Origin of the sequence: Bradyrhizobium rifense, from assembly GCF_008123425.1 — a bacterium.
Taxonomy (GTDB): domain Bacteria; phylum Pseudomonadota; class Alphaproteobacteria; order Rhizobiales; family Xanthobacteraceae; genus Bradyrhizobium; species Bradyrhizobium rifense.
Map to the genome: position 1 here is coordinate 321,563 of NZ_VSSS01000030.1, position 25,173 is coordinate 346,735.

Annotated in this window: 24 protein-coding genes and 1 pseudogene; 10 read left to right on the top strand and 15 right to left on the bottom strand. The window is 64.2% G+C overall.

Annotated features, from left to right (window positions below):
- Nucleotides 1-23: 23 nt before the first annotated feature.
- Entirely contained in the window at nt 24-260 is a 237-nt protein-coding gene (locus FXB40_RS20270) for a hypothetical protein (protein ID WP_148773919.1), read from the top strand.
- Here the strand turns inward: FXB40_RS20270 and FXB40_RS20275 are convergent.
- Both FXB40_RS20275 and FXB40_RS20280 read right to left on the bottom strand, forming a co-directional pair.
- Nucleotides 257-1,159: an amino acid ABC transporter substrate-binding protein gene (locus FXB40_RS20275; protein WP_148773920.1), complete on the bottom strand. Its 903-nt coding sequence runs from the start codon at nt 1,157-1,159 to the stop codon at nt 257-259. The two genes, FXB40_RS20270 and FXB40_RS20275, sit on opposite strands and share 4 nt — an antisense overlap.
- A 20-nt stretch (nt 1,160-1,179) precedes the next feature.
- Entirely contained in the window at nt 1,180-2,502 is a 1,323-nt protein-coding gene (locus FXB40_RS20280) for an aspartate aminotransferase family protein (RefSeq protein ID WP_148773921.1), read from the bottom strand.
- A 219-nt stretch (nt 2,503-2,721) separates the two neighbouring features.
- Between FXB40_RS20280 and FXB40_RS20285 the strand changes: the two genes are divergently transcribed.
- The 4 genes from FXB40_RS20285 (at nt 2,722) to FXB40_RS20295 (ending at nt 6,596) form a co-directional block, all read left to right on the top strand.
- Complete coding sequence (locus FXB40_RS20285; protein WP_148773922.1) at nt 2,722-3,627, top strand: LysR substrate-binding domain-containing protein; 906 nt, start codon at nt 2,722-2,724, stop codon at nt 3,625-3,627.
- Nucleotides 3,628-3,749: 122 nt separating this feature from the next.
- Nucleotides 3,750-4,775: an aldo/keto reductase gene (locus FXB40_RS20290; protein ID WP_148773923.1), complete on the top strand. Its 1,026-nt coding sequence runs from the start codon at nt 3,750-3,752 to the stop codon at nt 4,773-4,775.
- A gap of 90 nt (nt 4,776-4,865) precedes the next feature.
- Complete coding sequence (locus tag FXB40_RS47990) at nt 4,866-5,027, top strand: hypothetical protein (protein ID WP_187437000.1); 162 nt, start codon at nt 4,866-4,868, stop codon at nt 5,025-5,027.
- Nucleotides 5,028-5,174: 147 nt separating this feature from the next.
- Complete coding sequence (locus tag FXB40_RS20295) at nt 5,175-6,596, top strand: MFS transporter (protein WP_148773924.1); 1,422 nt, start codon at nt 5,175-5,177, stop codon at nt 6,594-6,596.
- Between the two features lie 18 nt (nt 6,597-6,614).
- On the opposite strand, the gene FXB40_RS20300 is transcribed toward FXB40_RS20295, so the two are convergent.
- From FXB40_RS20300 to clpS, 3 genes are all read right to left on the bottom strand, one after another.
- Entirely contained in the window at nt 6,615-7,160 is a 546-nt protein-coding gene (locus FXB40_RS20300) for a cupin domain-containing protein (RefSeq protein ID WP_148773925.1), read from the bottom strand.
- Nucleotides 7,161-7,240: 80 nt separating this feature from the next.
- The gene (gene clpA / locus FXB40_RS20305; RefSeq protein WP_148773926.1) at nt 7,241-9,652 is read right to left on the bottom strand and encodes an ATP-dependent Clp protease ATP-binding subunit ClpA; all 2,412 of its coding nucleotides are present in this window, start codon (nt 9,650-9,652) and stop codon (nt 7,241-7,243) included.
- 293 nt (nt 9,653-9,945) lie between these two features.
- The gene (clpS, locus tag FXB40_RS20310; protein WP_027530069.1) at nt 9,946-10,278 is read right to left on the bottom strand and encodes an ATP-dependent Clp protease adapter ClpS; all 333 of its coding nucleotides are present in this window, start codon (nt 10,276-10,278) and stop codon (nt 9,946-9,948) included.
- A gap of 482 nt (nt 10,279-10,760) precedes the next feature.
- On the opposite strand from clpS, the gene FXB40_RS20315 reads away from it, so the two are divergent.
- Complete coding sequence (locus tag FXB40_RS20315; RefSeq protein WP_148773928.1) at nt 10,761-12,416, top strand: pilus assembly protein; 1,656 nt, start codon at nt 10,761-10,763, stop codon at nt 12,414-12,416.
- Between the two features lie 74 nt (nt 12,417-12,490).
- On the opposite strand, the gene FXB40_RS20320 is transcribed toward FXB40_RS20315, so the two are convergent.
- Nucleotides 12,491-12,829 (bottom strand): phasin family protein, encoded by a 339-nt coding sequence (locus FXB40_RS20320; RefSeq protein ID WP_148773929.1) that lies wholly within the window; start codon nt 12,827-12,829, stop codon nt 12,491-12,493.
- A gap of 388 nt (nt 12,830-13,217) precedes the next feature.
- Here FXB40_RS20320 and FXB40_RS20325 point away from each other — a divergent pair, with 388 nt between their 5' ends.
- Nucleotides 13,218-15,023 (top strand): D-alanyl-D-alanine carboxypeptidase, encoded by a 1,806-nt coding sequence (locus FXB40_RS20325; protein ID WP_148773930.1) that lies wholly within the window; start codon nt 13,218-13,220, stop codon nt 15,021-15,023.
- A gap of 224 nt (nt 15,024-15,247) precedes the next feature.
- Here FXB40_RS20325 and FXB40_RS20330 read toward each other — a convergent pair whose 3' ends face one another.
- The 4 genes from FXB40_RS20330 to FXB40_RS20345 all read right to left on the bottom strand — a co-directional run bounded on the left by FXB40_RS20330 (nt 15,248) and on the right by FXB40_RS20345 (nt 19,047).
- Complete coding sequence (locus FXB40_RS20330) at nt 15,248-15,973, bottom strand: DnaJ domain-containing protein (RefSeq protein WP_148773931.1); 726 nt, start codon at nt 15,971-15,973, stop codon at nt 15,248-15,250.
- A 61-nt stretch (nt 15,974-16,034) separates the two neighbouring features.
- On the bottom strand, nt 16,035-16,790 hold the full coding sequence (locus tag FXB40_RS20335) for a VWA domain-containing protein (RefSeq protein WP_148773932.1): 756 nt from the start codon (nt 16,788-16,790) through the stop codon (nt 16,035-16,037).
- A gap of 126 nt (nt 16,791-16,916) precedes the next feature.
- The gene (locus tag FXB40_RS20340) at nt 16,917-17,777 is read right to left on the bottom strand and encodes an alpha/beta fold hydrolase (RefSeq protein ID WP_148773933.1); all 861 of its coding nucleotides are present in this window, start codon (nt 17,775-17,777) and stop codon (nt 16,917-16,919) included.
- 346 nt (nt 17,778-18,123) lie between these two features.
- The gene (locus FXB40_RS20345) at nt 18,124-19,047 is read right to left on the bottom strand and encodes a division plane positioning ATPase MipZ (protein ID WP_148773934.1); all 924 of its coding nucleotides are present in this window, start codon (nt 19,045-19,047) and stop codon (nt 18,124-18,126) included.
- 273 nt (nt 19,048-19,320) lie between these two features.
- Between FXB40_RS20345 and panC the strand changes: the two are divergent.
- Nucleotides 19,321-20,175: pseudogene (panC, locus tag FXB40_RS20350) on the top strand (pantoate--beta-alanine ligase).
- A 72-nt stretch (nt 20,176-20,247) separates the two neighbouring features.
- Nucleotides 20,248-20,997 (top strand): hypothetical protein, encoded by a 750-nt coding sequence (locus tag FXB40_RS20355; RefSeq protein ID WP_148773935.1) that lies wholly within the window; start codon nt 20,248-20,250, stop codon nt 20,995-20,997.
- A gap of 10 nt (nt 20,998-21,007) precedes the next feature.
- On the opposite strand, the gene FXB40_RS20360 is transcribed toward FXB40_RS20355, so the two are convergent.
- The 5 genes from FXB40_RS20360 to FXB40_RS20380 all read right to left on the bottom strand — a co-directional run bounded on the left by FXB40_RS20360 (nt 21,008) and on the right by FXB40_RS20380 (nt 24,151).
- On the bottom strand, nt 21,008-21,448 hold the full coding sequence (locus FXB40_RS20360) for a DUF1489 family protein (protein ID WP_148773936.1): 441 nt from the start codon (nt 21,446-21,448) through the stop codon (nt 21,008-21,010).
- A gap of 42 nt (nt 21,449-21,490) precedes the next feature.
- Nucleotides 21,491-22,492 carry a hypothetical protein gene (locus FXB40_RS20365; protein ID WP_148773937.1) on the bottom strand — a complete coding sequence of 334 codons (1,002 nt, stop codon included), beginning with the start codon at nt 22,490-22,492 and terminating at the stop codon, nt 21,491-21,493.
- Nucleotides 22,493-22,648: 156 nt separating this feature from the next.
- The gene (locus FXB40_RS20370) at nt 22,649-22,852 is read right to left on the bottom strand and encodes a hypothetical protein (protein WP_148773938.1); all 204 of its coding nucleotides are present in this window, start codon (nt 22,850-22,852) and stop codon (nt 22,649-22,651) included.
- Nucleotides 22,853-23,038: 186 nt separating this feature from the next.
- The gene (locus tag FXB40_RS20375; RefSeq protein WP_187437001.1) at nt 23,039-23,407 is read right to left on the bottom strand and encodes a YidB family protein; all 369 of its coding nucleotides are present in this window, start codon (nt 23,405-23,407) and stop codon (nt 23,039-23,041) included.
- Nucleotides 23,408-23,488: 81 nt separating this feature from the next.
- Entirely contained in the window at nt 23,489-24,151 is a 663-nt protein-coding gene (locus FXB40_RS20380; RefSeq protein ID WP_148773940.1) for a glutathione S-transferase family protein, read from the bottom strand.
- A 125-nt stretch (nt 24,152-24,276) separates the two neighbouring features.
- Here FXB40_RS20380 and FXB40_RS20385 point away from each other — a divergent pair, with 125 nt between their 5' ends.
- The gene (locus FXB40_RS20385; RefSeq protein WP_148773941.1) at nt 24,277-24,993 is read left to right on the top strand and encodes a DUF599 domain-containing protein; all 717 of its coding nucleotides are present in this window, start codon (nt 24,277-24,279) and stop codon (nt 24,991-24,993) included.
- The last annotated feature ends 180 nt before the right edge of the window (nt 24,994-25,173 follow it).

Sequence of the window (25,173 nt, forward strand, 5' to 3'; positions counted from 1 at the left end):
CAGTCTGCATCAGGCTCGCATGTATGAGGACTCACGCGACGATAAGCGGATCCGAGCTGCTGCTGGGCATGATCGCGATCCGTCTCGCCGTGCTGGTCCTGGTGGGCTGGGGCTTGACGCTCCTGCCGCGGCAGGCGCGCGACCCGGAAGTCGCTTGCATTTCATCACCCACAACGCGGCTGGAGGCGCAGCCACCGGCCAGCTTGGCGGGCTCGCGCATCGTCGATGCCGCACTCGATGACATGCACTTGCACGACTAGGGCAACAGCGCGTCGCTGGGCGAGACAACACGCGCCTTCATGGCATCGCTCATAGGAAGCTGGAGGTTCTGTCCTTTTGGCGGGATCGGCGATTCGAACCATTTTGCGTAGAGCCGTTCGAACCCGCCGGACGCCATCTTCTCCTTGATTGCGGCGTCGACGAGGGCCTTGAACTCCGGGTCGTCTCTCCGGGTCATCAGCCCGTAGTAGGATGGCGCATAGGTGGCTGCCAACATCCGGAAAGCTTTGGGATCGGATGCGTTCGCGACAAGGCCGGCAACCAGGATATCGTCCTCAAACCACGCCATCGCGCGGCCCGTTCCAAGCATGAGGAGCGACTCGGCGTGGTCCTTGGCCTGGACGATCGTGACATTCAGCTTCTGGTCGTCGATGATCTTCTTGGCGACCCCGAAATTCAGCGAGCCCTGCGTGATGACGACCGTCTGCCCGTCAAGTCCTTTCGGCTCCATCACCTGCGACGAGGCGGACACCAGCCAGCGCGGCGATGCCACATAGGTCGCAACGGAGAACGCGACCTGCTTCTGCCGATCGGCGGTATTGGTCGTGCTGCCGCACTCGACGTCGATCGTGCTGTTCTGCAGCAAGGGAATACGATTGGATGCATTCACCGGAACGTATTCGATCCCGAGTTCGGGCCGCTGTAATACAGCTTTGATCTTGTCCGCCACCGTCGAACAGAGGTCGAGCGAAAGTCCGGTCGGCTTCTGATCGACCCCGAGATAAGCGAACGGAATCGACGCCTCGCGGTAACCGAAGGTGATCTTGCCGACCTCCCTGATCTTGTCGAGTGTCTGGCTGGCTGCCCGCGCGGCCGGAATATCGAGCAGTGCGAACGATACGGCGGCGATGGCGAGTGTCGGCAAAGATTTGCGGATCATGTCAGCCTCCGACAAGTTTGCTAGGCAGCGGGGTTTCGCGACAGCTCGTCGAGACTTTCCCTCAAGGCCCGATCCAGGATTTCAACAGCGTGGTCGATTTCCTCGGTCGAGACGGTCAGAGGCGGCGCGATTCGCCACACCGACCCGCGCTCGGGGCGACGTCGGATGTTCATGCTCAGCCCGTACTCAAAACACTTTTTCGTCGTCAGGCCGCCAAGCTGGTGGGCTGGGCGCCGGCTGTTACGGTCACTGACCAGTTCGACACCGAGCAGGAGGCCCATGCCCCTGATGTCGCCGATCTGCTCGTACTTCTGCTGGAGCCCTTCGAACCGGCCGCGCAGGTAGGCGCCCATCTCGTTTGCGCGTGCGACGAGTTTTTCTTCAGTGATCACGCGCAGCACGGCGAGCCCGACCTCGGCAAGCAGGGGATCGGAGACATGGCTTGTGTAATAAGTGAAGTGATCGTCGTGGAGCTTGCTCTCGATCGCCTCGGTTGTGGACACCGCCGCAAGCGGAAGCCCTCCGCCGAGTGTCTTCGACATGGTCATGATGTCGGGAACGACACCGAAATATTCCGATCCTGTTTTTTTGCCGATGCGCCCAAAGGCAGTCTGGGCCTCGTCAAAGATCAGCAGCATGCCGCGCTCATCGGCCGCCTTGCGCAGCGCCTTCATGAACGCCTTCGGCGGTACCAGCACGCCGCCGGCGCTGATCACGGGCTCCGCGATGATCGCCGCACCCCGCCCGCTCGACTGCATGTCGAACATTTTCAGGGCGAGCTCCAGATTTGCGAGCGCGGACTCGTCCTCGCTGCCCTTTGCGATGTAGGGCCGATAGGCGTTCGGCTCGGGGATGACGAACACGCCTGGCGGCGGGACGCCATATCCCTTGCGGTCGCTGGCCATAGAGACCGCGGCGGCCCCGCCGGTGATGCCGTGCCACGAGCCGCCAAGGACGAGCACCTCGTAGCCGCCGGTGTACATCTTGGCCATCCGGAGCGCGACTTCGGTCGCTTCCGAACCGGTGTTGATGAAGATCGAGCGCCTGATATCTCCCGGGAGCCAATCCGTGGCCAGCACCTGAGCAAGCTCGGCGACCACCTCGGGTATCATCCCGCTGAAGAGATGGAAGGCCTTCTTCCCTGCTCTTTCCACCGCCGCGACGATGGCCGGATGGTTGTGGCCGATGGTGGCGCACATCTGGCCGGAGGTGAAATCGAGATAGTCGCGCCCGTCACTGTCGGTCACGATCGTCCCCTTCGCCGAGGTGAAGAGGTTCGGAAAGACGTCTCCGCCGTATCGGACCAGGAACTCGTCGGCGGCCTGTTTCAGCGCAGAAGTCATGGATTCTCCTCGGGCAAGCGGCATCCGTCGCACGGACGTGCGTTGCGGCGGTGTGCTCGCCGTTGTCGGGTCGGTTTTGGGGTACGAAGCTGTTGCTTCAGGGCGCCTGCGGTACGAGACTTGCCTGAGCAACGTGGACATTCGTACCGAGCGGACATGATGGGCGCCAGTTCAAAAAACTCAGCAGCCGATGAAGCGGGCTCAACGCAGCGGCCGCGAATGCCTCCGCTCAAGGCGCTGTCGGCGTTCGAAGCGGCCTCGCGCCACGGCAGCTTCAGCCGGGCCGCCGAGGAGCTCGGGGTCACACCCTCCGCGATCAGCCATCACATCCAGAAGCTCGAGGACTTCCTCGGCGTTCCCGTCTTTTCCCGGCACGCCGGCCGCGCAGTCCTCACCAATGCGGGCCGCACCTATGCCAGCGAGATCGAGCGCGCATTCGGAACGATCATGGGAGCGACGCAGCTGGTCGCGCCGCAGTCGCAGCGCGAACACCTCTTCATCGCGAGCGGTCCGAGCTTCGCCGCCAAATGGCTGCAGCCACGGATCGGACATTTCATCGGCCAGCACCCGGAGATCGGGATCAGGCTGTCGACCATCACCGACTTGCGCGACCTCGAAACCATTCGGTTCGATCTCGCCATCGCCTATGGCCGTCCTCCCGTCGGCAACGGCCGGCAGATCGAACCGTTGCTGGCGGAGCGTCTGCGCCCGCTCTGCAGCCCGCGGCTGATCGAACAGCTCGCGCTCCGCGACCCCGGTGATCTCGCCCGCGCCACGTTGATCCATTCCTCAAATGCCCTGACCTGGACCGACTATCTGCGACAGGTCTTGGGCTCGACCATCAAGGCGCGCCACGAATTGTGGTTCGACCGATCCACCATGGCCATCGACGCCGCCGTCGAAGGTCTCGGCGTCGTCCTGGAGAGCGAGATCCTCGCTGCCGACGAACTCGAGAAGGGCACGCTGGTCGCGCCCTTCTGCCAGCCCAAATTCGAGGTCGAGACGGTCTCCTATTATCTCGTGCGGTCCGCTGAAGCCAAAGGCCGCAGCCACGTCGGCGCATTCGAAAACTGGCTGCGGGCGAAGATCCCGGCCGCGAATCTGCAGGCGACAAGCGTGGCGTGACGCCTGCGGACCCTGCAAAGCAGAGCCGCTATGTGAGCGCGTCGTAGGACAACGCGCATGCTTGCATTACGATCTGTCTCCAAGGCCGCGTCAATCAATCAGCGGCCACGAGGAGCAGTTCGATGGAATACCGACGCTTGGGCCGATCCGGCCTCATGGTCCCCGCTTTGAGCCTTGGCACGGGCACGTTCGGCGGCGTCGGCCGTCTCGCGGCATGGGGGACGACCGACGCCACGGAAGCGCGGCGCCTCTTGGACATTTGTCTCGAGGCCGGCGTGTCGATGTTCGACACCGCCGACGTCTATTCGCTCGGTGAATCCGAGCGCGTCCTCGGGGAAGCCATCAAGGGCCGCCGCGACAAGGTGCTGGTCTCGACCAAGGCCACGTTCCGCTTCGGCGACGGCCCCAACGACATCGGCTCGTCACGCCAGCATCTGCTCGCGGCCATCGACGGCGCACTGAGCCGGCTCGGCACCGATTACATCGACCTGTTCCAGCTCCATGGCTTCGATGCCATGACCCCGCCCGAAGAGGTCCTGAGCACCCTCGACGTCCTCGTGCGCGCCGGCAAGATCCGCTATGTCGGCGTCTCGAATTTCTCGGGCTGGCATCTGATGAAGTCGCTCGGCGTTGCCGACAAGCACGGCTTCCCGCGCTACGTCGCCAACCAGACCTACTATTCGCTGATCGGGCGCGACTATGAGTGGGAGCTGATGCCGCTCGGTCTCGATCAGGGGCTTGGCGCCGTGGTCTGGTCGCCACTCGGATGGGGCCGCCTCACCGGAAAGATCCGCCGCGGCCAGCCGAAGCCTGAAGTGAGCCGCCTGCCCCAGACCGCCGATTTCGGGCCGCCCGTACCGGACGAGCACGTCTATCGCGTCGTCGAGGCCATCGACGAGGTCGCAAAGGAGACGGGCAAGAGCGTCTCCCAGATCGCGCTGAACTGGCTGCTGCAACGCCCGACCGTTTCGACGCTGATCATCGGCGCCCGCAACGAAACACAGCTGCGTGAAAACCTTGGCGCGGTCGGATGGTCCCTGACCAAGGACCAGATCGCGAAGCTGGACGCGGCCAGCAAGGTGACGTTGCCCTATCCGTACTGGCACCAGCGAGGGACCTTCTCCGACCGCAATCCGCCGCCGGTGTAGCTGGCTTACCCGTAAGGGCTGGCCTGATTTGAGCTGCATCAATCCGCCCCATATGGATCGTGGCATCGTGCGGCCTTACGAGGCAGCCCGATGCGCCGATTTGCCATGAAGGCCCTGCTCACGGCCCTCAATCTCAACCGCGCCGAGCGGGCGCGGATTGATTGGGATCGCACCGCCATTGTCGTCTCCACGGCGGTGACGCTCGGGCTTGTCGCGCTCTACATCTTCGGCAAGGCGACCTCGCGCTGGTGAGCGTGCGAAGGGCGAGCCGATCCATGCCTGTGGCGCCGGGAGACCTGCTTCCGGCTCAGGAACCGTCCGTGTCCTGCCGGGTTGCGATGGACAGCGCAATTTCCTAATCCGGGGATCATCACGGCTCGAATCAAGCACGCCTCCACCATGTCGTCCGTCCCGATCGAGCATGCCGACGGCCTGCCACAGCCCCAGCGCAATCAGGCGATCCTGACCATTGCGCTCGGCATCACCATGGCCGTCGTCGACAGCGCCATCGCCAATGTCGCGCTGCCGACGATCGCAGCTGATCTGAACGCGAGCCCCGCCTTCTCGATCTGGATCGTCAACGGCTACCAGCTCGCCATCACGATCTCGCTGCTGCCGCTGGCGTCGCTCGGCGAGATCGTCGGCTATCGCCGCGTCTATCTGGTCGGGCTGGTGCTGTTCACGCTCGCATCCGCTTTCTGCGCGCTGGCGCACACGCTGCCGTTGCTGACGATCGCGCGCATCATCCAGGGGTTTGGCGCGGCCGGCATCATGAGCGTCAACTCGGCGCTGGTTCGCTTTACCTATCCGCGTAACCTGCTCGGCCGCGGCATCGGGCTCAACGCGCTCGTCGTCGCCTTCTCCGCCGCGGTCGGACCGACGCTCGCCGCCGGCATCCTCGCAATCGGCAGCTGGCCCTGGTTGTTCGCCATCAACGTTCCGCTCGGCGTGATTACGCTCGTACTCGGCCTGCGCAGCCTGCCGCATACGACGCCCGCGAGCCATTCCTTCGACTGGCAGAGCGCGGGGCTCTCTGCGATCACCTTCGGCGTCGGCATCGCCGCGATCGACAGCGTCGGCCACGGCGAGGCGCCGATCACCTGCCTTGTCCAGTTCGCCATCGCGATCGTCGCCGGCGCGTTGCTCATTTATCGCGAGATGCACATGAAGTCGCCACTGCTGCCGGTCGACCTGTTGCGCATCCCGGTGTTCGGGCTCTCGATTGCGACCTCGATCGCCTCGTTCTGCGGGCAGATGCTGGCCTTCGTCGCGATCCCCTTCTACCTTCAGAGCCGGTTCGGCTACTCGGCCGTCCATATGGGCCTCTTGATCACGCCGTGGCCGATCGCGGTGGCGTTCGCGGCTCCGCTGGCCGGCCGCCTGGTCGAGCACTATCCCGCCGGCCTGCTCGGCGGCATCGGGCTGACACTGTTCGCCTGTGGCCTCGCCATGCTCGCCTTCCTGCCCGCGAGCCCGACACCGCTCGACGTGGTCTGGCGGATGGCGCTGGCAGGCGCCGGCTTCGGCCTGTTCCAGACGCCCAACAACCGCACCATGATCGCCGCCGCCCCGCGCGAGCGCTCCGGCGGCGCCAGCGGTATGCTGGGCACGGCGCGCCTGCTCGGCCAGACCACCGGAGCTGCACTGGTCGCGCTGTTCCTCGGCCGCTATCCGGCCGAGGGAACCCGGATTGCGCTTCTCACCGGCGTTGGATTTGCCATGTGCGGCGCGATGCTGAGCATGCTGCGGCTATCGCCCGCGGGTGCGCGCGGTGCCGAGCACGTCCGCGTGCAGGACCACCAGCGCCTGCGGGGCGAATAGCGCTGCGTCCGGCGCGCCTCACATCTTCACCATCTCGGTGCAATATTTCGGCAGCAGTGCCGCGATCAACTTGCCCTTCTCGGCCATCTCTTCCGGGGTCGGCTTCGGCGGTGGCGATGTGCGGCTTTCGACGGGAAAGCCGACCGCCAGGAAGAATTCGTCCTGCCCCGCGGGCGTACACATACACAGCATGCGGGCCGTCTTGCCGGACACGTTCTTGAACGCATGCGGCGCGTTGGCCGGAACGTTGACGGTCGCCCCCGCACTTACGGTATGGGACTTTCCGCGAAAGGTGAATTCAAGTTCGCCTTCGAGCAGAGTGAACATTTCCTCGAAGTCGTGGCGGTGCGGTGGGGGCCCGCCGCCCGCGGGTACCAGCATGTCGACCAGGCAATAGCGTCCAGCGGTCTGCGCACCTGACACCAGGATCGTGTAGGTGCCGCCGGCCACAGAGACATGCGGCACGTCGGAGCCGTCGGGATCGGCGACCGTCAGGAGGCGGCCGGGATCGTCGGCGGGGATCGTGGAAGCTGACGGAGATTTTGCAGAAGGCGCGTTGGTCATCTCGGATCTCGTTGCCTGCGGTGATTGCCAACAAAAAGGCCGGCTGAACAGCCGGCCTTTTCAATTCATGACGCTCGCGATCAAGCCTTGACCAGCGGGCCCTTGGAGGTCGGCCCCTTGGAGCCGCCGGGACCGGGACCGCCCGGCTTAGACTTCCCCGGCGGGCGCTTGCGGGCGGGCAGCTTTTCCTGCTTCGGCGTGACCGGACCCTCGACGAACTCGAAGCCGATCTTTTCCTTGGTCTCGTCGGCCTCGTCCTTGACCAGGACGACGCGGACGTGGCCGCCGCCCTTGAGCTTGCCGAACAGCACCTCGTCAGCCAGCGGCTTCTTGATGTGCTCCTGGATGACACGGGCCATCGGACGCGCACCCATCTGCTCGTCATAGCCGTGCTGGACCAGCCAGATCTTGGCGGGCTCGGACAGTTCGATGGTGACGTCGCGGTCGCCGAGCTGCGCTTCGAGCTGAAGCACGAACTTCTCGACCACCGTGCCGATCACCTCGACACTGAGATGGCCGAACGAGACGATGGCATCGAGACGGTTGCGGAATTCCGGCGCGAACTGCCGGTTGATCGCCTCGTGGTCGTCGCCTTCCCGCTTCGAGCGCGTGAAGCCGAACGCCTGCTTGGCGAGATCCGAAGCACCTGCATTCGTCGTCATGATCAGGATCACGTTACGGAAGTTGACCTGCTTGCCATTGTGGTCGGTGAGCCGGCCGTGATCCATGATCTGGAGCAGCACGTTGTAGAGATCGGGATGTGCCTTCTCGATTTCGTCGAGCAGCACCACGCAATGCGGATGCTGGTCGACGCCGTCGGTCAGGAGACCACCCTGGTCGAAGCCGACATAGCCGGGAGGCGCGCCGATCAGGCGCGACACGGTGTGCCGCTCCATGTACTCCGACATGTCGAAGCGCAACAACTCGACGCCGAGCGACGCCGCGAGCTGCTTGGCAACCTCGGTCTTGCCGACGCCGGTCGGACCCGAGAACAGGTAGCAGCCGATCGGCTTCTCCGGCTCGCGCAGACCCGCGCGGGCGAGCTTGATCGAAGCGGCGAGCGACTCGATCGCCTTGTCCTGGCCGAACACCGTTCGCTTCAGGGTCTGCTCGAGATGCTTGAGCACCTCGGCGTCGTCCTTCGACACGCTCTTCGGCGGGATCCGCGCCATCGAGGCAATCGTGGTCTCGATCTCCTTGATGCCGATGGTCTTCTTGCGCTTGTTCTCGGCGACCAGCATCTGCGCCGCGCCGGACTCGTCGATCACGTCGATCGCCTTGTCGGGCAGCTTGCGGTCGTGGATGTAGCGCGAGGACAGCTGCACCGCAGCCTCGATCGCCTCATTGGTGTATTTCAGCCGGTGATAGTCTTCGAAGTAGGGCTTGAGGCCCTTGAGGATGGCGATGGCGTCTTCGACCGTCGGCTCGTTGATGTCGATCTTCTGGAAGCGCCGCACCAGCGCGCGGTCCTTCTCGAAGTGCTGGCGGTATTCCTTGTAAGTGGTCGAGCCCATGCAGCGGATCGTGCCCGAGGCCAACGCAGGCTTGAGCAGGTTCGATGCGTCCATTGCGCCACCCGACGTCGCGCCCGCACCGATCACGGTGTGGATCTCGTCGATGAACAGGATGGCGTTGGGATGTGCCTCGAGCTCCTTCAGCACCTGCTTGAGGCGCTCCTCGAAGTCGCCGCGATAGCGCGTGCCCGCGAGCAGCGTGCCCATGTCGAGCGAGAACACGGTCGCAGCCGCCAGCACCTCCGGCACCTCGCTGTCGACGATGCGCTTGGCCAAGCCCTCTGCGATCGCTGTCTTGCCGACGCCGGCCTCGCCCACGAACAGCGGATTGTTCTTCTGGCGGCGGCACAGCACCTGGATCGCGCGGTTGATCTCGGAATTGCGTCCGATCACCGGATCGATCTTGCCGTCACGCGCCTTCTTGTTGAGGTTGACGCAATAGGTCTCGAGCGCCTCGCCCTTCTTCTTGGCGTCCTCGGCACCCTTGGTCTCGGTCTCCTCGTCGACGCCGCGCACCGGCCGCGCCTCGGAGACGCCCGGCCGCTTGGCAATGCCGTGGCTGATGTAGTTGACGGCGTCGTAGCGCGTCATGTCCTGCTCCTGCAGGAAGTACGCGGCATGACTTTCGCGCTCGGCGAAGATCGCGATCAACACGTTCGCACCGGTCACCTCTTCGCGACCGGAGGATTGCACATGGATCACCGCGCGCTGGATCACGCGCTGGAAACCGGCGGTCGGCTTGGCGTCGTCGGCGCCATCCGTCACCAGATTTTCGAATTCGGTCTCAAGATAATTGACGAGGCTCGTGCGGAGCTTGTCGAGATCGACGCTGCAGGCACGCATGACGGCGGCTGCATCGGAGTCATCGATCAAGGAGAGCAGGAGATGCTCGAGCGTCGCGTATTGGTGATGACGCTCGTTGGCGATCGCCAGTGCACGATGCAGGGATTGTTCAAGGCTTTGGGAAAAAGTCGGCATTCGCGTCCTCTATGGCCCCCACCATCATGATCGCCATCGCCCGGTCAGGCAACAACAACCTTTGTCACATATAGTTATACTAGACCGCGGCAAAAGACCGGTTCCGCGACTCAATGGGCATTACGCGCCCACCGCATTGTCGATGCAAAACCCGTTCCGATTTGGGCAAAACTACCCATTTGGGCAGGATTGGCGTCGGCGCTGATTGTCGCCGGATCATGCAGCGGTATCCGCTGACATCACACACCGCACGAACAGAACCGATCTAAAGAACCCGGGACGCGAACGCGCAGTTACTTCTTTTCCATCACGCATTGCAGCGGGTGCTGGTGCTTGCGGGCGAAATCCATCACCTGAGTCACCTTGGTCTCGGCAATCTCGTAAGTGAACACGCCGCACTCGCCGATGCCGTGATGATGGACGTGCAGCATGATCTTGGTCGCGGCCTCGACATCCTTCTGGAAGAACTTCTCCAGCACGTGGACGACGAACTCCATTGGCGTGTAGTCGTCGTTCAGGATCAGCACGCGATACAGGTTGGGCCGCTTGGTCTTTGGCTTGACCTTGGTGATGACGGACGTGTTCGGACCCGCCGGGCCACCGGAACGGTTCTCATCATTGCTCATCCGAGGAGCGTGGGCGGCGGCGGCCGCTGACAGGTCGAGTCTGGAAGTCAATTGCGGCATGGCTCAGGCGTTCAAATTCCCCACGGAAGCGTATGGCGGTTTGCCGCGCGGTCCCGAACCCGGGAACCTCGCGCAAGCGCGCCGCCTTGGATCGCCGCTTCCAACCGGTCCGGTCGAAGCCGGATCAGTTGCTGGGAATATGGGCCCGCCCCCGGCTCGCCGCAAGCATGCGAAGGCCCAGCCAATGCGGCCGCGACGGTCCCGATTCCCGGTCCGGGCGATCCGGGCCAAGGTTAACCAATCCGGACTGATTTGCCAAAAATTTCCCACTGGTCCGTTCAGAGGGTGTTGACCAGGAACCTGACGCGGGCATGGCCGCGGCGGTTTGGCGCGGGATTCCACCGTTTTTCTACGGCCCGATTTACCCGCCGTTCAAGGCTGTGGCGTGAAATCGGGCAGAACCACAGATCTCGGGGATCGTCATGTTTCGCCTACCCGTCGACTCCCGCTTCGGCCGATTGCTTGCTCGCTTTGTGTCCGCCGAGCAAGGCAACATCGCCGTCATTTTCGCCATCACGCTGCTCCCGATCCTCTGCATGGTCGGCGCCGCCGTCGACTACTCTCGCGCATCCCGCGCACGCTCGTCGATGCAGGCCGCCCTCGACTCCACCGCGCTGATGCTGTCGAAGGATTTGACGGCAGGAACGATCACGACTTCGGACATCAGCACGAAGGCGCTGAGCTACTTCTCGGGTCTCTATACCGATACCGAGGCCAAAGGCGTCAACATCAGCCCCACCTACACGGCCGCGACCACGAGTGCGGCAGCCACCCTGCTGCTGAATGGCTCCGGTTACATCACCTCCGATTTCATGCAGATTGCCGGCTTTCCGACGCTCGGCTTCAACACCACCTCGACCTCCACCTGGGGCAACGCGAAAATGCGCGTTGCGCTTGTGCTCGACAACACGGGATCGATGGCACAGGACGGCAAGATCACGGCACTGAGAAACGCCGTGGCCGGATCCGGCGGCCTCATCGACCAGCTCAGCGCCCTCAGCAAGAACAGCGGCGATGTCTATATTTCGGTCGTCCCGTTTGCCAAGGACGTGAATGTTGGATCCAGCAATTACGCGCAGAGCTGGATCGATTGGACGAGCTGGGAAGCGGAGGCACCGGACCTCGTGTCGTCCAAGCCCTCGAATTGGGCGAACATCGGACCGGGCTCCAACTGCCCGTGGACGATGTCAAATAACGGCTTCACTTGCGTGAATGGTCCGGGCAGCACATCGGCGGTCAGTACCATCCCGAATTCGGGCTCGAACAAAGGGCTGATCTGCCCCGGGACCAATGGCGGTGGCTCGTACAAGTACCACTATTTGATCAATGGCTGCTATAACAGCGTGGCATCGGGCTCAACGTATACGCACACATGGCAGCCGAATTCCCACTCGACGTGGAGCGGATGCATTACGGATCGGACCCAGCCCTACGACGCGCAGTCCACGGCGCCGAACACAAGCACTGTCGCCACCTTGTTCCCGGCAGAGCAATACTACGAGAACAGCACTTCCTTTTGCAGCAGCAGCGCTTCGACCCAGCTCGAGCCGATCATCCCGCTGAGCTATAATTGGAGCGCACTCAAGACCGCGGTCAACGCAATGCAGCCAACCGGCGGCACCAATCAGGTGGTCGGTCTGGCCTGGGGGTGGCTGTCGCTCTTGCAGAGCGCTCCGTTGAACGCGCCGGCGGAAAGCGGCACCAGCGGCACCACCTACAACAGGGTCATCATCCTGCTGTCCGACGGCCTGAACACCGAGAACCGCTGGCCGGCCTACGGCGATGGCAGCAGCCAGACCACCACCTACGGCAACAGCACCTTCCCCGGTTCGATCGACGCCAGGCAGCAGGTTCTGTGCGACAACCTGCACAACGCCAGGGACTCCGGCGGCGCACCGATGTACACGATCTACACGATCCAGGTGAACACGAGCTCGCCCGCCGATCCCACGTCGGCGATCCTGAAATACTGCGCGAGCAGTCCGGACAAGTTCTACATGCTCACCAGCTCGAGCCAGATCGTGACCACGTTCAACACAATCGGGACTGCTCTCAGCAAGCTGCGGCTGGCGAGATAGCCCTGCACAATTTGCAAAGAGAAAGCCGGGCTGAACCAGCCCGGCTTTCTTGATTCCAAAACTTGTCGCGCGAATTACTGGACGGCCGGGGTGAACTTCGACACGACCGTTTCGACCGGCTTGAATGCCTGCTTGGCGAGGTCGCTGTAGAGGCCGGCGATCTTCTGCGATTCCGCGACGAAGGTCTCGTAGGCCGAACGGGCGAAATCGGTCTGGGCTTCCATCGCCTTGTCCAGCGACTTCACGCCGGAAAGCTTCTCGACGAAGGACTTGGTGTCTTCAAAAGACTTCTTGGTGTAGTCGCCATACGCGCTGGCGATCGCCTGGAGGCCGTGCTGCACCGAGGTCGCCGAAGCAACGCAGGTCTCGAAATGCTCTTTGCCGTAGTTCTGAAAGTCTTCAACCTTGAACATCTTGGAATCCTTTTCCCTGGCTCGCGTCCGGAAGCCCCGGCTCCCTGACTCTGCCCACAATTAGTGCAACGCACAAAAAAGTCAAGAATCTTGTGCGACGCACAAAAATCGATGCAAGTTGCGGAGATTCCCGGGCTTTCCCGCAAGCATTTCTTAAGCTTTTGGAAACTCCGGCCCCCTACCCTGATTCCCTGGACGTGTTCACCTTCCGCAGACGGTCAAAAGCCGTTTGAGAACATCACCTTAGCCAGAACAGCGGCTCAGGCCCAACGTCCCCCGCGGCGAGCACCAGCGGAGGGACAGCCTGAGCAGGTAATGATCCCGGGTCCGCAGGGCACAATTTCGCCTCACGAGCCGGTGATCAAGTCACAAACGGGGACGGGGTTCCATGCTTCGTAACAACTGGTCTTCCTCGCGCTTGGCGCGGGTTGGCGTTTTCGGGCTTCTCACGGTCACCACAGCCGTGATCTTCACGACCGATGCCGCCGACGCGCGGCGCTATCGGCGCCACTACGCGCACCACCGGGTGCATCGCGACGTTTCCGAAAGCTACAGCCCGCAATTCGCGTCGATCATCGTCGACGGCAATTCCGGCACGGTGCTCCAGTCGACCAGCCCCGACGGGATTCGCCATCCCGCCTCGCTCACCAAGATCATGACGCTCTATTTGCTGTTCGAGCGTCTCGAGTCCGGCAAGATGAAGCTCGACACCGAGATGCCGGTGTCGCAGCACGCCGCCGACCAGGATCCGACCAAGCTCAATCTGCGTGCCGGCCAGACCATCCGCGTCGAGGACGCGATCAAGGGTCTCGTCACCCGCTCCGCCAATGACGCTGCCGTTGTGATCGCGGAAGCGATCGGCGGCGACGAGGACGATTTCGCCGCGATGATGACGCGCAAGGCGCGCGCGCTCGGCATGTCCAAGACGGTCTACCGCAACGCCAACGGCCTTCCCAACGACGAGCAGGTGACGACTGCGCGCGACCAGGCCACCCTCGGCCGCGCCATCCAGGAGCGCTTCCCGCGCTACTATCGCTATTTCTCGACCACGTCGTTCACCTGGCGCGGCGAGCAGATCCGCAACCATAATCACCTGCTCGGCAGCGTAGAGGGCGTGGACGGCATCAAGACCGGCTACACCCGCGCCTCCGGCTTCAATCTCGTGACCTCGATGCGCCGCGGCAACCGCCATCTGATCGGCGTGGTGCTCGGCGGCCGCAGCGGCGGCTCGCGCGACGCCATTATGCGCAATCTGCTCGCGGAAAATCTCGAGAAGGGCGCGACCACCCACACTGTCGTGGCGGTGACCGAGCGCAACAGTGCCGACACCAGCACCGACGTGGCCGATGCTTCGGATACCCCGGCCCGTCCGGCTGCTCCGGTTCAGGTCGCGGCCGCCCCTGCCCCCGAGGCACCCGCGCCGCGTCCCGCCTCGCGCCTGTCGGCCCTTGCAGCTGCGACCGCCGCGATGCCGCCGGCCCAGCCCAAGCCCGAAGCCAAGCCCATGGAGTCCAAGATCGAGCCCGCGCCGCTCACCAATGGCGTGATCTCGAGCCAGCCGCTCGCCCTCATTCCGGGGTCGTCCGAGCCGATGAAGCCGGTCCGGGTCAAGACGGTTCAGGTCAAGGCCGGCGCGGTCAAGGTCGCGTCCGCCGCCCCGACCCAGGTCGCGCCGCAGGTCACCAACACGGTTTCGCCCCGTACCGACGTCGCCGAGACCTCCGGCGCTGTCGTCGCCAGGGCCGACCTTATCAACAAGCCGGAGCCCGCCCGGACCGAGATGCCGCAGCAGCCGGCGGGCTTCGGCACCGGCAACGGCATCCTCGGCGTGCTGCCGGCGGCCACCGTCGCTGCCCCGGCGCCCGCTCCGGTCGCGAAGCTTGCCTCCGCTGATCCGGCACCGCAGCCGATCCAGATGAGCGCCACCACCAAGCCGCTCGCCACCCATAGCGGCTGGATCGTCCAGGTCGGCGCGCTCGAGAGCGAGGGCGAGGCCCAGCAGCGCATTGAAGCCGCGCGCAGCTCGGCCCGCGGCCTGCTCAGCAAGGCCGATCCGTTCACTGAGCCTGTTGTCGCCAGGGACAATCGCAAGCTCTACCGCGCCCGCTTTGCCGGGCTCGAACGGGACCAGGCCGAAGCGGTGTGCAAGGCGCTGAAGCGCGCCGACATCTCCTGCATGACCGTCCGCAACTGATCTTCCCGACCCGTCCAAGCGAAATGCCCGCGCCTTGCGCGGGCATTTTTGTTTTTGGGATGCGGTGGCGCTGGAGGCTGTTCCACGACAACCTCTCGTCAAGGATTTACGGTTAAAACTTTACTCAAGGGATCGACCACGCCGACAATGGCGGGCATCGGGGCGACGGCAAACAGAGCAAGCGGAGCTCACGCGGTACGGGCGTTTGTAGCGTAGTGCCGGAGTTAGCCGTTATGCGTACGAAGCAGAGTATCCTTGGCCTCGTTTACACGGGCAGCGAGGTACGTCGAGCCCCCCTGGTCGGGATGCAGTTTCTTCATGAGGGATTTGTGCGCCCGGCTGATGTCGTCGCGCCCCGCTCCCGGCTGCAAGCCAAGGATCTGATAGGCCTCCTCCGCCGTCATTTTGCCGCTCGACGCCGTGCGGCGCTGCCCCCCTGCCGCGTTGCCCTGCGCGTTCTGACGCCAAGCGGGAAACCGGCGGTCCAGATAGCTTTCAAGTAAGGCCACGCTCTCGGCGTCGAACGCCGGGACCATCGCCAGCAGGCTTGCAAGATCGAACTCGTCGAGACCGCGCCCGGCGTGAGGGCCGGCGACGATCTGGCCCGAGAGCTGGCCGGACTCGTGGTCAAGCCGCATGTCCAGAAATGGTGAGCGCACGCGCGAGCTCTGGCCGGACGATCGCGTCGCGCCACCGCCGAACAGGCCGCCAATATTGCCGAAGCCCGCATTCGCCAATGGCGTCCAGCCGAGCAGTCCGGCGCCAAATATCCCGAGCGGGATCGCCACCGCCAGCTCGCCCCGCAAGCCCGTGAAGGCGGCCACCGCAAGCGCGACCACGCCGCCCCCGACCTTGATGGTGCGCGCCAGCACGGCCGGGTTGGCGGCGCGGAACATCTGGAGCAACAGATAAAGTGTGATAACAGCGACAAGGCCGGCAATCAGGGTCATGGCGGGAATATAGTCGCCTCGCATACAAAATGCATGCGGCCACCGCGCCTTGCGAGCCCCTCTACTTCATCTGTCCGATCAGCTGCGCCGCGCCGCTCGCCGTCTTCGCCAGTTTCAACAGTGCCTCGCGGCCGCCGGCGGCATAGGCTGCAGCGGCCCGCAACAGCTCGCGCAGCTGCGCCGCCGCGCCCGGATCGAACCGGCACCAGGCGCCGCCGGTCAGACGCGCGATCTCGCGAAACGCCTGTTCGGCGACTGCATCATGGCCTTCCTGAAACAGGAACACCGGCACCTTCAGCATGCCGAGCTCGCCGGCCTTGGCGCAGAGCGCGTCGACCTTCTCCTCCATGGCATCGCCGACGAAGACGACGGCACGCACGCCCGATGCGACCGCCTCGCGCCGCGCGTCGGTCAACACCCTGCCGATCTGGGTGTCGCCACCGCGGCAATCGATCTTGCTCATCAGCGTCGCAAGCTTGCTGCTGTCCGAAATCCACCCGGTGGCACGGCATTCGTTGAAGCCGCGATAGTAGACGAGCCGGATGTCCAAGCTGCCGAGCGCCGCCGCTTCGCGAAACATGTCGGCCTGAAGCGCGCAGGCCATGTCCCAGGTCGGCTGCCGGCTCATCGTCGCATCCAGCGCGAAGATCAGGCGGCTCTTCGCGCCGGGCGCATGCGGCGACAGTGCTCGCGCCTTGGCGACGAAGGCGGCGACGTCCTCCGAGGTCGAGGTCGTTGCCTGCGGCAACGCACCGTCGCTTTCGGCTCTCGCCGAGACGGCCTCGCTATTGCGCGGTTTAATGGGGTCGCCGGGCATCCGTAGTCACGCTTTGTCTCGAACCACCAATGTGGATAGCGCACCCTGCCCGGTCAATGTGCAAAGCCTCCGCAGGCGGAAGCCGGCGGAGGCTTTAAAGCGTGTTTCCGACGATGGTCGGACTGATCAGCTCTTGGCTGGCGACATCAGGGCAACGGGACCCGGCTCGAGCACCTTCGGCGGCGACGACGTGGTGTCGACCGGCGCGATTGCGCTGTCGGTGTCGCTCAGGAATTTATCGAGCATGCCCTGGATCGAGTTCTTGGCCTGATCCGGACCGGTGTCACGCATGTCGTTGTGCTGGAAGTCGGTCTTCACGACCTGAATACCGGCCTTCTCGCACTCCTCGTCGGTCGGGATCACGCCCGGATCGGTCTTGAACTGCGGATCCTTGGAGCGGAACGACAGGATCTTGAACTTGCCGGCGGTGACGAAGGGCACGCGGAGATTGTCCAGCGTCACGACCTTCTTGACCTCGTCCGGATACTGCTTGGCGAAATACATCGTGATGTCGCCACCCATGGAATGGCCAACCATCGTCACCCGGGCGTAGTCGGCGTTGGGCTGAACCTTCTTCATCTCCTGCATCGCCAGATGGATGTTGGCGACACCGCGCAGGATCTGCGGCAGGCGGCCGACATAGAGCTCACCGGGCTTGGTCACCATCGGCGGATCGGTCGGCAAATCATGCTGCGGGCTGACGACGAGATAGCCGCGCGCGGCGAAAATGTTGGCGAGGAAGCCGTACTCGGTGTTCTTGACGGTGTTGCCGTGATTGATCACTGCAACCGGCATCGTGATCATACCGGCATTGGCTTGCATTTCCTTGTCGCGACGGATCGCGATGTCGACAGGCACGGGACGGTTGTCACGCGAAGCGTCGTAGAAGGTGACGGTCTCGTGCCTGATGGCCCACTTGCTCGCCGTGAAATAGGCGACGCCGCAAAGGGCACTGACACACACCAGAACGGCAATTCCACGCTTCATTTTCGTCCTTCGCCTCAGGCCTGTCTCACCTGAAGTCCCTGTCGAAACCGTGTTTGTTCGGGGAGCTCTTTGGCTCCCTCGCGCCTATTCCCCAATATACGTCACAGCCGCGTGACAGGAAGGCCAAATATTGTGATTTGGCAGCCCTTTCATTGTGCGACGCACACGTTTGTTGGGCACCCGTCCTGATACCGCTACGTCAGGGTGCAGGTCACCATCCGACGCAACTTGTGACGATGGGGTTCAATTTCACAGTAACCGCAGGATGAAAACGACTTCGCACGGGCGCAGTTCCGATGGGAACCGGCCGTAATGGGGCGGATAGGAAGTAACAATATACCGCCGCCTAGGCGCCGAGGATGTCGTGAACCTCGAGCGGCTTGTCGACCTGGCTGAACCACTCGGCGCGATTTGCCGCACGGCGACGGCCGCGCTCGTCGAGCGGCAGCTTGAGCTGGCGGAGCAGGCTCGTCACCTCTTCCCGCGCGGTGAGATGGCCGAGATTCGGCCGCATCCCGAGCGTGGCCTCGTCGATCTCGTCGAGCGCCGTCAGGCCACGCGGAAAAAACTCGCGATAGACGACGCGCTCGGCAAAGCCGTCGACGTAGCGGAAGCCGAGCCGCAACGACAGATCCTTCAGCCCCTCGGCGACGAGTTGCTTGTTACGGGAGCCGAGCATCGACAGGCGGTTGCGCACCACGATCCAGTCGGTGGTCGAGCCATCGAGCTGGCGGCGCTTGCGCCTGACGTCGCGCACCATCTCGGCGTAATGGCTTTCGCCTGTCACCGCGTAATTGGCGGGGTCGACAGTGCCGAGCACGTCGAAATCGAGGAAGCTGTCGTTGATCGGCGTGACCAGCGTGTCGGCCATCGAATGGGCAAGCCGCATCAGGTAGCTGTCGGTGCCAGGCGTATCGATGACGATGAAGTCGAAGCTGCTCTCGACCGCCGAGACCGCCTCCATGAATTGAAGGAACTCGGAATTCTCGTTCTCGGCGACCTGCATGGTCTCGCCGAGCTTGATGCAGCGATGCATCGGCAGCTCGAGGTCGAGCTTGGTGCGGCGCGCCCAGGCGGAGCGGTTGTTGATGTAGCGGGTGAAGCTTTGCTGGCGGCAGTCGAGGTCAATGGTGGCGACGCGCTGGCCGACCTTCAGGAGCGCAACTGCGATGTGAAGGGCGGTGGTCGATTTGCCGGAGCCGCCTTTTTCATTGCCGAGCACGACGACATGCGCCGAGCCGGATTGGCTTTGGCTAGCCTGCACAAGCATGGCGATCCTCAACACCCCTAAACAATATCTTCGAGTTGGCCGCGTCTGCGGTCAAGTGAAATGCGTGACAGGATGACGAAATCACAGTGCGCTGGTCTTCATCATGAATTGTGTCGCGGTGTCGCGTCTGTGATCCAGCCCACAAGGGCGCGACATCGTCGCTGCGGGGAACGCTGTGCTGCATGTCGATGCATGGCGTCCACGACCGCCGCTTGTTAAGGTTAGCCGCAAGCGCGGCAGGCCGCGCCCATCCCCAACAATCCCTGAGTCCCGATGTCACGAAGCCCCTTGATCACCCGCACGGTGCCCGCCCTGCGACGCGCCGTCGACAATCTTCGCAAGCGAAAGGCCACGGTCGCGTTGGTTCCGACCATGGGGGCACTCCATGACGGGCATGTGTCGCTGGTGCGCTTGGCGAAGCGACGCGCGAGCCGCGTCGTTGTGTCGATCTTCGTCAACCCGACTCAGTTCGCGCCGACCGAGGATTTCGGCGCTTATCCGCGGACCTGGAAGACCGACATCGCCAAGCTCGCGGCCGAGGATGTCGACATCGTCTGGCACCCCGGCGTCGAGGCGATGTATCCGGAGGGCTTTGCGACGCGCGTCGTTCCTGAGGGACCGGCGCTGGCCGGCCTCGAGGACCGCTTCCGCCCGCACTTCTTCGGCGGCGTCGCCACCGTCGTCGGCAAGCTGTTCACGCAATGCCGGCCTGATGTCGCGATCTTCGGCGAAAAGGACTTCCAGCAATTGCGCGTGGTGACGCAGATGGCGCGCGACCTCGACCTTGGCGTGAAGGTGATCGGCTCCCGCACGGTGCGCGAGCCCGACGGGCTCGCGATGTCATCACGCAACGTCTACCTCTCGCCCGAGGAGCGGCAGACCTCCACCACCCTCTACCGTGCCATGAAGGACAGCGCTCGCCGGATCCAGGCCGGCGAAGCCATCGCGAGCGCAATGGCGCGCGGCGCCGAGATGATCGAGGCGGCTGGCTTTGCGCTCGACTAGTTCGAGCTCCGTCATGCCGAGACGCTGGCGCCGGTCACCTCGCGCAAGGACGGGCCGTTGCGGATTCTGGTCGCGGCCAAGCTCGGCACCACAAGGCTGATCGACAATATCGCGGTGCGATAGCCGCGGTTGATCTTGAACCTCACCTCAACCGTATGGATGATCGTGGTGAGGGAACAAGCCAAGCGACCGGTCATGTCATCGATCCGCACCATCATCGTCGGCGGCATACTGGCGCTGATTGCCGCCACAGCTGCGCAGGCGCAGCAGAGGCCGCCGATCGGCCTGTACGGCTCGCCGCAGGACGCGATGATCTTCTATGTCGCCCATGGCTCCGCCGGCACCTGCGGTCCGGGCTGCTCGGACTGGATTGCCGCCGAAGGCACCGTGCAATGGGACAGCTGGAAGCGCTTGATCGCGATCCTCGACCGTCAGCAGGGACGCAAGCTGCCGCTGATCATCCATAGCTGGGGCGCTTCCAACCTCAACGTGGCGACCAGCATGGGCCGGATCCTGCGCGAACACGGCCTGGATGCCACCGCAGGCGCGACCGAGGTCGAGGCCTGCGCCGGCCGATCGGACGCCGATTGCTTCGCACTGAAGCGTCCGGGCGGCCCGCTCGACGCCACGGTGTCGGTACCGGACCCGGCTTGCGATCTAGCGTGTGTCCTTGTGCTGGCCGGCGGCGTTCATCGCAGCCTGCCCGACGGCGCCAGGGTGGTGCTGTCCGGCCGCTCCATCCGCAACCGCCGTGCGCCCAACGTCGCGGCCGAGCAGCGCGAGAGCCTGACGGTGATCTTTGGCGAACAGTACCGGAAATATCTGCTTGAAATGGGCGTCGAGCCCGCCCTGGTCGACATCGTCGACAGTCTCGACGAAGGCAGCCGCCCGTTCGTGGTGCCGCCGGCCGAGGTGGCACGGCTGCACATCGTCACGTCGCCCTGAGTGACGTCCCTCAGAGCAGCCCGAGATCGCGCAGCTCGCGCCGCATCGGCTCCGGCATCGCCGCGATGGTGCCTGCGGCGGACTTGCCGAGATCGGGCGGCACGGAATCATCGGTGAGATAGCGCCAGCCCTGGAACGGGCGCATCGGCCGCGGCGACACCGAGATCACTTTCGGCTGCATTACGATCCGGCAACGCCCGATACCGTCCTTGTCGCGGAACGGCTCGATGCCGATGATTTTTTCGCGCGCGGCGACCTCGCCCTTGATGACCCAATAGAGCGATCCGCCCGCGAGAATCTCGGCGTCCCGCTTGGGCACCATGCGGGTGATGTGGATATGGTGTTGCGGCAGGCCTTTTTTCTTGGCCGTCTGCATCCGCTCGGCGATCCACCCCTTCAATTCCTTGACGGAGTCGCAGCCGACGGCAAGCTTGATCAGATGAAGTGGCATGGCCCAGCATTAGCGGGCCAGCCACAGGTTTTCAAAGCCGAACTAGTTGTTATCCGCAGCCGCCGGACCCGAGCCCGGGGGCGGCGCGAGCGGAACCGGTGCTGCGGCGGGCGCGCGCGCAGCCTTCGGCGCCGGCGGCTTCTTCGCAGCCGGGGCCGCTGGTGCTGCGGCCTGTGCCGAGCTCGCAGCCGGGGCACGTGGCGCCGGCGCCGTAGCCGGTGCTGCAGCCGCATTGGCGCGCGATGACTGGCGCGTGGCCGCCGTCGGCGGCTCAGGAGTCATGATGCTCACCGGCGGCGTCGACGAGGCGCTCGGGAACTCCGCATTGGTCGGTTTGCCCGTCGGCATCGACGGCGGCAGCCCGGCGATCGAGCCCGGGGGTGCAGTCCCCGCCGGCGACGCTGCGGGCGCGTTCCAAGTCGGCGCGTAGCGCGCGACCAGCCTGTCGTAGAGATGGGCGTCCATGTTGGCGGCGACCTGCTGCTGATCCGTCAGCGAGCGGAAGGCGGCACAATCGAATTGGGTGCAGCCGTCACGCACGACCAGCACTTGCGCGACGAGGCCATAGCGATCGCGCTCCAGCGCCTTGCGCAGCACCTTCATGTCCGGCGTCAGGCTCGCAGATGCGGCGTCGCCGAGCGCGGTGAGCCGGTCGATCCTCGCCGCGGTGTAGGAGACGGCGGCAGCGGCAGCATCCGGCGAGCCGAACAGCGCCTTCTCGCAGCCCGCCAGCACAGCATCGCCGGCGAGACCGTCGAGGCAGGACAGCGCCGGCAGGTTCGCCGTCGCCACGGCCTGCGCGCGGGCTTCGCCCGGCGCGGACTGCCCCGCCGGTCCATAGATGCGCATGGTGGCGGCCACCGCGATGCCGATCGCGAGCAGCGTGATGACGGTCAGCGCGCCGTTGGCGACCGACTTTTCGGCACGCACGAGCGTGATCAGGAGAATCAGTCCGAAGAAGCCGGCAGCCGCCAGCGTCATCCACATCGGAAAAGCCGGCGCCCGCCAGATGTCGTCGAGCGAGGAGGCCCATGCCCAATTCATGCGCGATGTCCCCTCACGCGAGCCGAGAGCAAATGGTCAAGCGAGCACCGCGAGTCGGCAACTGCCCCCGGCGCACCTTGTCGAGGCGAAGCTGGCCTTTTGACGGCGGTCGGAGCAAATTCGTCCGCGATGTCAATGCATGGTGCCGTCAGCGCATTACGAGAGCGCGAGCTGGCTTTCCTTGGCGACCCGTTCGAAGGCTTCGGTCGAGCTCTTGATCCGGTACTGGCAGTCGTCGCCTTCCGTCGGCAGCAGGCGAATGACCTCGTACGAACCACTCGCAGCCGGGCGCGCGACGTTGCTGGCAGTGAACAATACGCGCGTTCCAATCGGGAATTTGTGCTTCAACACCCTCTCCATCACTCAAACAGCGCCTGCCTCGCCCGTGGTCCCACTGCGAGGCCGGCTGGAAACCCAGCCGCTGTATAGCACGCATGCGGCGTTTTTGACCAGCCTCATCCGAGCATGGCAAACGTGCCAATTTTGAAGTCTTTTCAGGACGATAACGGGAACAGAGCCGGCCTGGACTACCGCTGGAACGAGGCTTCAGGCGCCATGAGGCAGATGGCCCTGCGGGCTGGCCTGATCCACGGCCTTGGGCAGCTCCTGGGCCAGGATCTCGCCGAGCTGATCGACCGGGATGTTGTAGCGTGCGGCGAGCTGGCGGACGGTATCGTTGCCGAGCACAGCGCGGAGCTGATCAGCCGAGATCGGCAGGTTCTGGCCGTTGCCGAGCCAGGATTTGACCTGGTCGCCCAAGCCCGCTTGCTGGAGCTTTGCGACGATCGCGCTGAGGCCACCCTGATTGTTGCTGCCGAGCACCTCGTTCATCACGGCCGGCAGGACGGCGGCGCCGAGCTGGCCAAGCGCGCTACGCAGCGCGGGATTGTTTTCCAGCGAGTCCAGAATTCCCATAGCCGTCCCTCTCCATTGTTTCGCGAGATTGAGCGCCGCCCTTCGGCATGCCGTCAAGCGGCCCCCAAATCACATTCGCGATTACACAGTCTCGAACTTTTCGATGACAAGCGTTTCGGCGAGGCCATCGCGAGTCCATTCCTGGAACGCCGGCATCGCCATCATCGTGTCCATGTAGGCCTTGGTCTCCGGCGTGACCTCGATGGCGTAGGTGCGGAAACGATGCACGACCGGCGCATACATCGCATCCGCCGCGCCGAAGCGGCCGAACAGGAAGGGCCCGCCGGCACTGTAGCGGGTCCGGCACGTGCGCCAGATCTCCTGCACGCGCGCGACGTTGGCCTGGGCGTCCGCCGATAGCGTCACGGGACGTACGGGACGGTGCAGGTTCATGCCGCATTCGTTGCGCAAGGCCATGAAGCCGGAATGCATCTCGGCGCACACCGAACGGGCAAAGGCGCGGGCCGCGACGTCATCGGGCCACAGCTTCCCTTCCGGATAACGCTCGGCGATGTACTCGATGATGGCGAGCGAATCCCACACCGTGATGTCGCCGTCGACCAGCACCGGCACCTTGCCGGCGCGGCTGAAGGACAGGATCTGCTCCTTGTCCGCGGGATTGTCGGTATAGAGCGGGATCACGGTCTCCACGAACGGGATGTCGTTGGCGCGCAGCGCAAGCCAGGGCCGCATCGACCATGACGAGTAGTTCTTGTTGCCGATCGCGAGCTTGAGCACTGCCATGCCACTGGTCCTTCCGTAAGTCCTCTAGGATGCGGCTGCTTTTAACGCCATCGCCTGCCGCCAATCAATCGTTGCCGCGACCCATCATGCGTGGCAATCGTTGCGATCCTCGCGAGGAGAGAGACATGAGCAGGCATTGGGTCGACATCACCGCTGTCGGCTTCTTTATCATCGAATGGCTGGTCTATGCCGCAACGCTCGAGCATTCCGCCTATGGCCGCGACAGCCTGTCGGCGCGGATGAACCGCTACCGCGAGGTCTGGGTCCGCCGCCTGCTCGACCGCGAGGCGCGCATGGTCGACATGCAGATCATGGCCTCGCTCCAGAACGGCACCGCCTTCTTCGCCTCCACCAGCCTGTTCGCGCTCGGCGGCGCGCTGGCGCTGCTGCACGCCACCAACGACGCCATCACCATTCTGGGCAAGCTGCCGATCGACCTCAGCGTCTCGCCGGCGATGTGGGAGCTGAAATGCGTCGGCCTGGTGCTGATCTGCGTCTACGCCTTCTTCAAGTTCGCCTGGGCCTATCGCCTGTTCAACTATGTCGCGATCCTCTACGGCGGCATGCCGCCGGCTGCGCAGCGCGACACGCCGGAGGCCGAGGCCCATGTCATCCGCACCACGCGCGTGTTCGAATCCGCCGGTCGCCACTTCAACCGCGGCCAGCGCGCCTTCTTCTTCGCGCTCGGCTATCTCGGCTGGTTCGTCAGTCCTTGGGTGCTGTTCGTGACCACGGCCGCGGTGGTGATCGTGACCTGGCGACGGCAGTTCGCGTCCAGTGCATGGGCGGCGATGGCGCCGGATGTGGTGGTGGACGACAAAGCGCCAAAACGCGGTCATTGAGCCCGGCTCTTCCCACATCGTCATTTGCGTAGGATGGGTAGAGCGAAGCGAAACCCATCGCCCTTTTGTTTACGCCGAAACATGATGGGTTTCGCAAGTGCTCTACCCATCCTACTGCCCCTTCAACCGCAGACACACCTTCGCAGCCTCGCGGCTTAATTCGCCCGAGCTTTGCTTGAT

Coding starts and splice junctions, on each gene's coding strand:
- FXB40_RS20290 (WP_148773923.1), top strand. CDS start 3,750: ATGGAATACCGACGCTTGGGCCGATCCGGCCTCATGGTCCCCGCTTTG.
- FXB40_RS20380 (WP_148773940.1), bottom strand. CDS start 24,151: ATGGCAGTGCTCAAGCTCGCGATCGGCAACAAGAACTACTCGTCATGG.
- FXB40_RS20285 (WP_148773922.1), top strand. CDS start 2,722: ATGCCTCCGCTCAAGGCGCTGTCGGCGTTCGAAGCGGCCTCGCGCCAC.
- FXB40_RS20385 (WP_148773941.1), top strand. CDS start 24,277: ATGAGCAGGCATTGGGTCGACATCACCGCTGTCGGCTTCTTTATCATC.
- clpA (WP_148773926.1), bottom strand. CDS start 9,652: ATGCCGACTTTTTCCCAAAGCCTTGAACAATCCCTGCATCGTGCACTG.
- FXB40_RS20340 (WP_148773933.1), bottom strand. CDS start 17,777: ATGAAGCGTGGAATTGCCGTTCTGGTGTGTGTCAGTGCCCTTTGCGGC.
- FXB40_RS20345 (WP_148773934.1), bottom strand. CDS start 19,047: ATGCTTGTGCAGGCTAGCCAAAGCCAATCCGGCTCGGCGCATGTCGTC.
- FXB40_RS20270 (WP_148773919.1), top strand. CDS start 24: ATGAGGACTCACGCGACGATAAGCGGATCCGAGCTGCTGCTGGGCATG.
- FXB40_RS20325 (WP_148773930.1), top strand. CDS start 13,218: ATGCTTCGTAACAACTGGTCTTCCTCGCGCTTGGCGCGGGTTGGCGTT.
- FXB40_RS20315 (WP_148773928.1), top strand. CDS start 10,761: ATGTTTCGCCTACCCGTCGACTCCCGCTTCGGCCGATTGCTTGCTCGC.
- FXB40_RS20330 (WP_148773931.1), bottom strand. CDS start 15,973: ATGACCCTGATTGCCGGCCTTGTCGCTGTTATCACACTTTATCTGTTG.
- FXB40_RS20360 (WP_148773936.1), bottom strand. CDS start 21,448: ATGCCACTTCATCTGATCAAGCTTGCCGTCGGCTGCGACTCCGTCAAG.
- FXB40_RS20300 (WP_148773925.1), bottom strand. CDS start 7,160: ATGACCAACGCGCCTTCTGCAAAATCTCCGTCAGCTTCCACGATCCCC.
- FXB40_RS20355 (WP_148773935.1), top strand. CDS start 20,248: ATGTCATCGATCCGCACCATCATCGTCGGCGGCATACTGGCGCTGATT.
- FXB40_RS20280 (WP_148773921.1), bottom strand. CDS start 2,502: ATGACTTCTGCGCTGAAACAGGCCGCCGACGAGTTCCTGGTCCGATAC.
- FXB40_RS20335 (WP_148773932.1), bottom strand. CDS start 16,790: ATGCCCGGCGACCCCATTAAACCGCGCAATAGCGAGGCCGTCTCGGCG.
- FXB40_RS20275 (WP_148773920.1), bottom strand. CDS start 1,159: ATGATCCGCAAATCTTTGCCGACACTCGCCATCGCCGCCGTATCGTTC.
- FXB40_RS20320 (WP_148773929.1), bottom strand. CDS start 12,829: ATGTTCAAGGTTGAAGACTTTCAGAACTACGGCAAAGAGCATTTCGAG.
- FXB40_RS47990 (WP_187437000.1), top strand. CDS start 4,866: ATGCGCCGATTTGCCATGAAGGCCCTGCTCACGGCCCTCAATCTCAAC.
- FXB40_RS20295 (WP_148773924.1), top strand. CDS start 5,175: ATGTCGTCCGTCCCGATCGAGCATGCCGACGGCCTGCCACAGCCCCAG.
- clpS (WP_027530069.1), bottom strand. CDS start 10,278: ATGAGCAATGATGAGAACCGTTCCGGTGGCCCGGCGGGTCCGAACACG.
- FXB40_RS20365 (WP_148773937.1), bottom strand. CDS start 22,492: ATGAATTGGGCATGGGCCTCCTCGCTCGACGACATCTGGCGGGCGCCG.
- FXB40_RS20370 (WP_148773938.1), bottom strand. CDS start 22,852: ATGGAGAGGGTGTTGAAGCACAAATTCCCGATTGGAACGCGCGTATTG.
- FXB40_RS20375 (WP_187437001.1), bottom strand. CDS start 23,407: ATGGGAATTCTGGACTCGCTGGAAAACAATCCCGCGCTGCGTAGCGCG.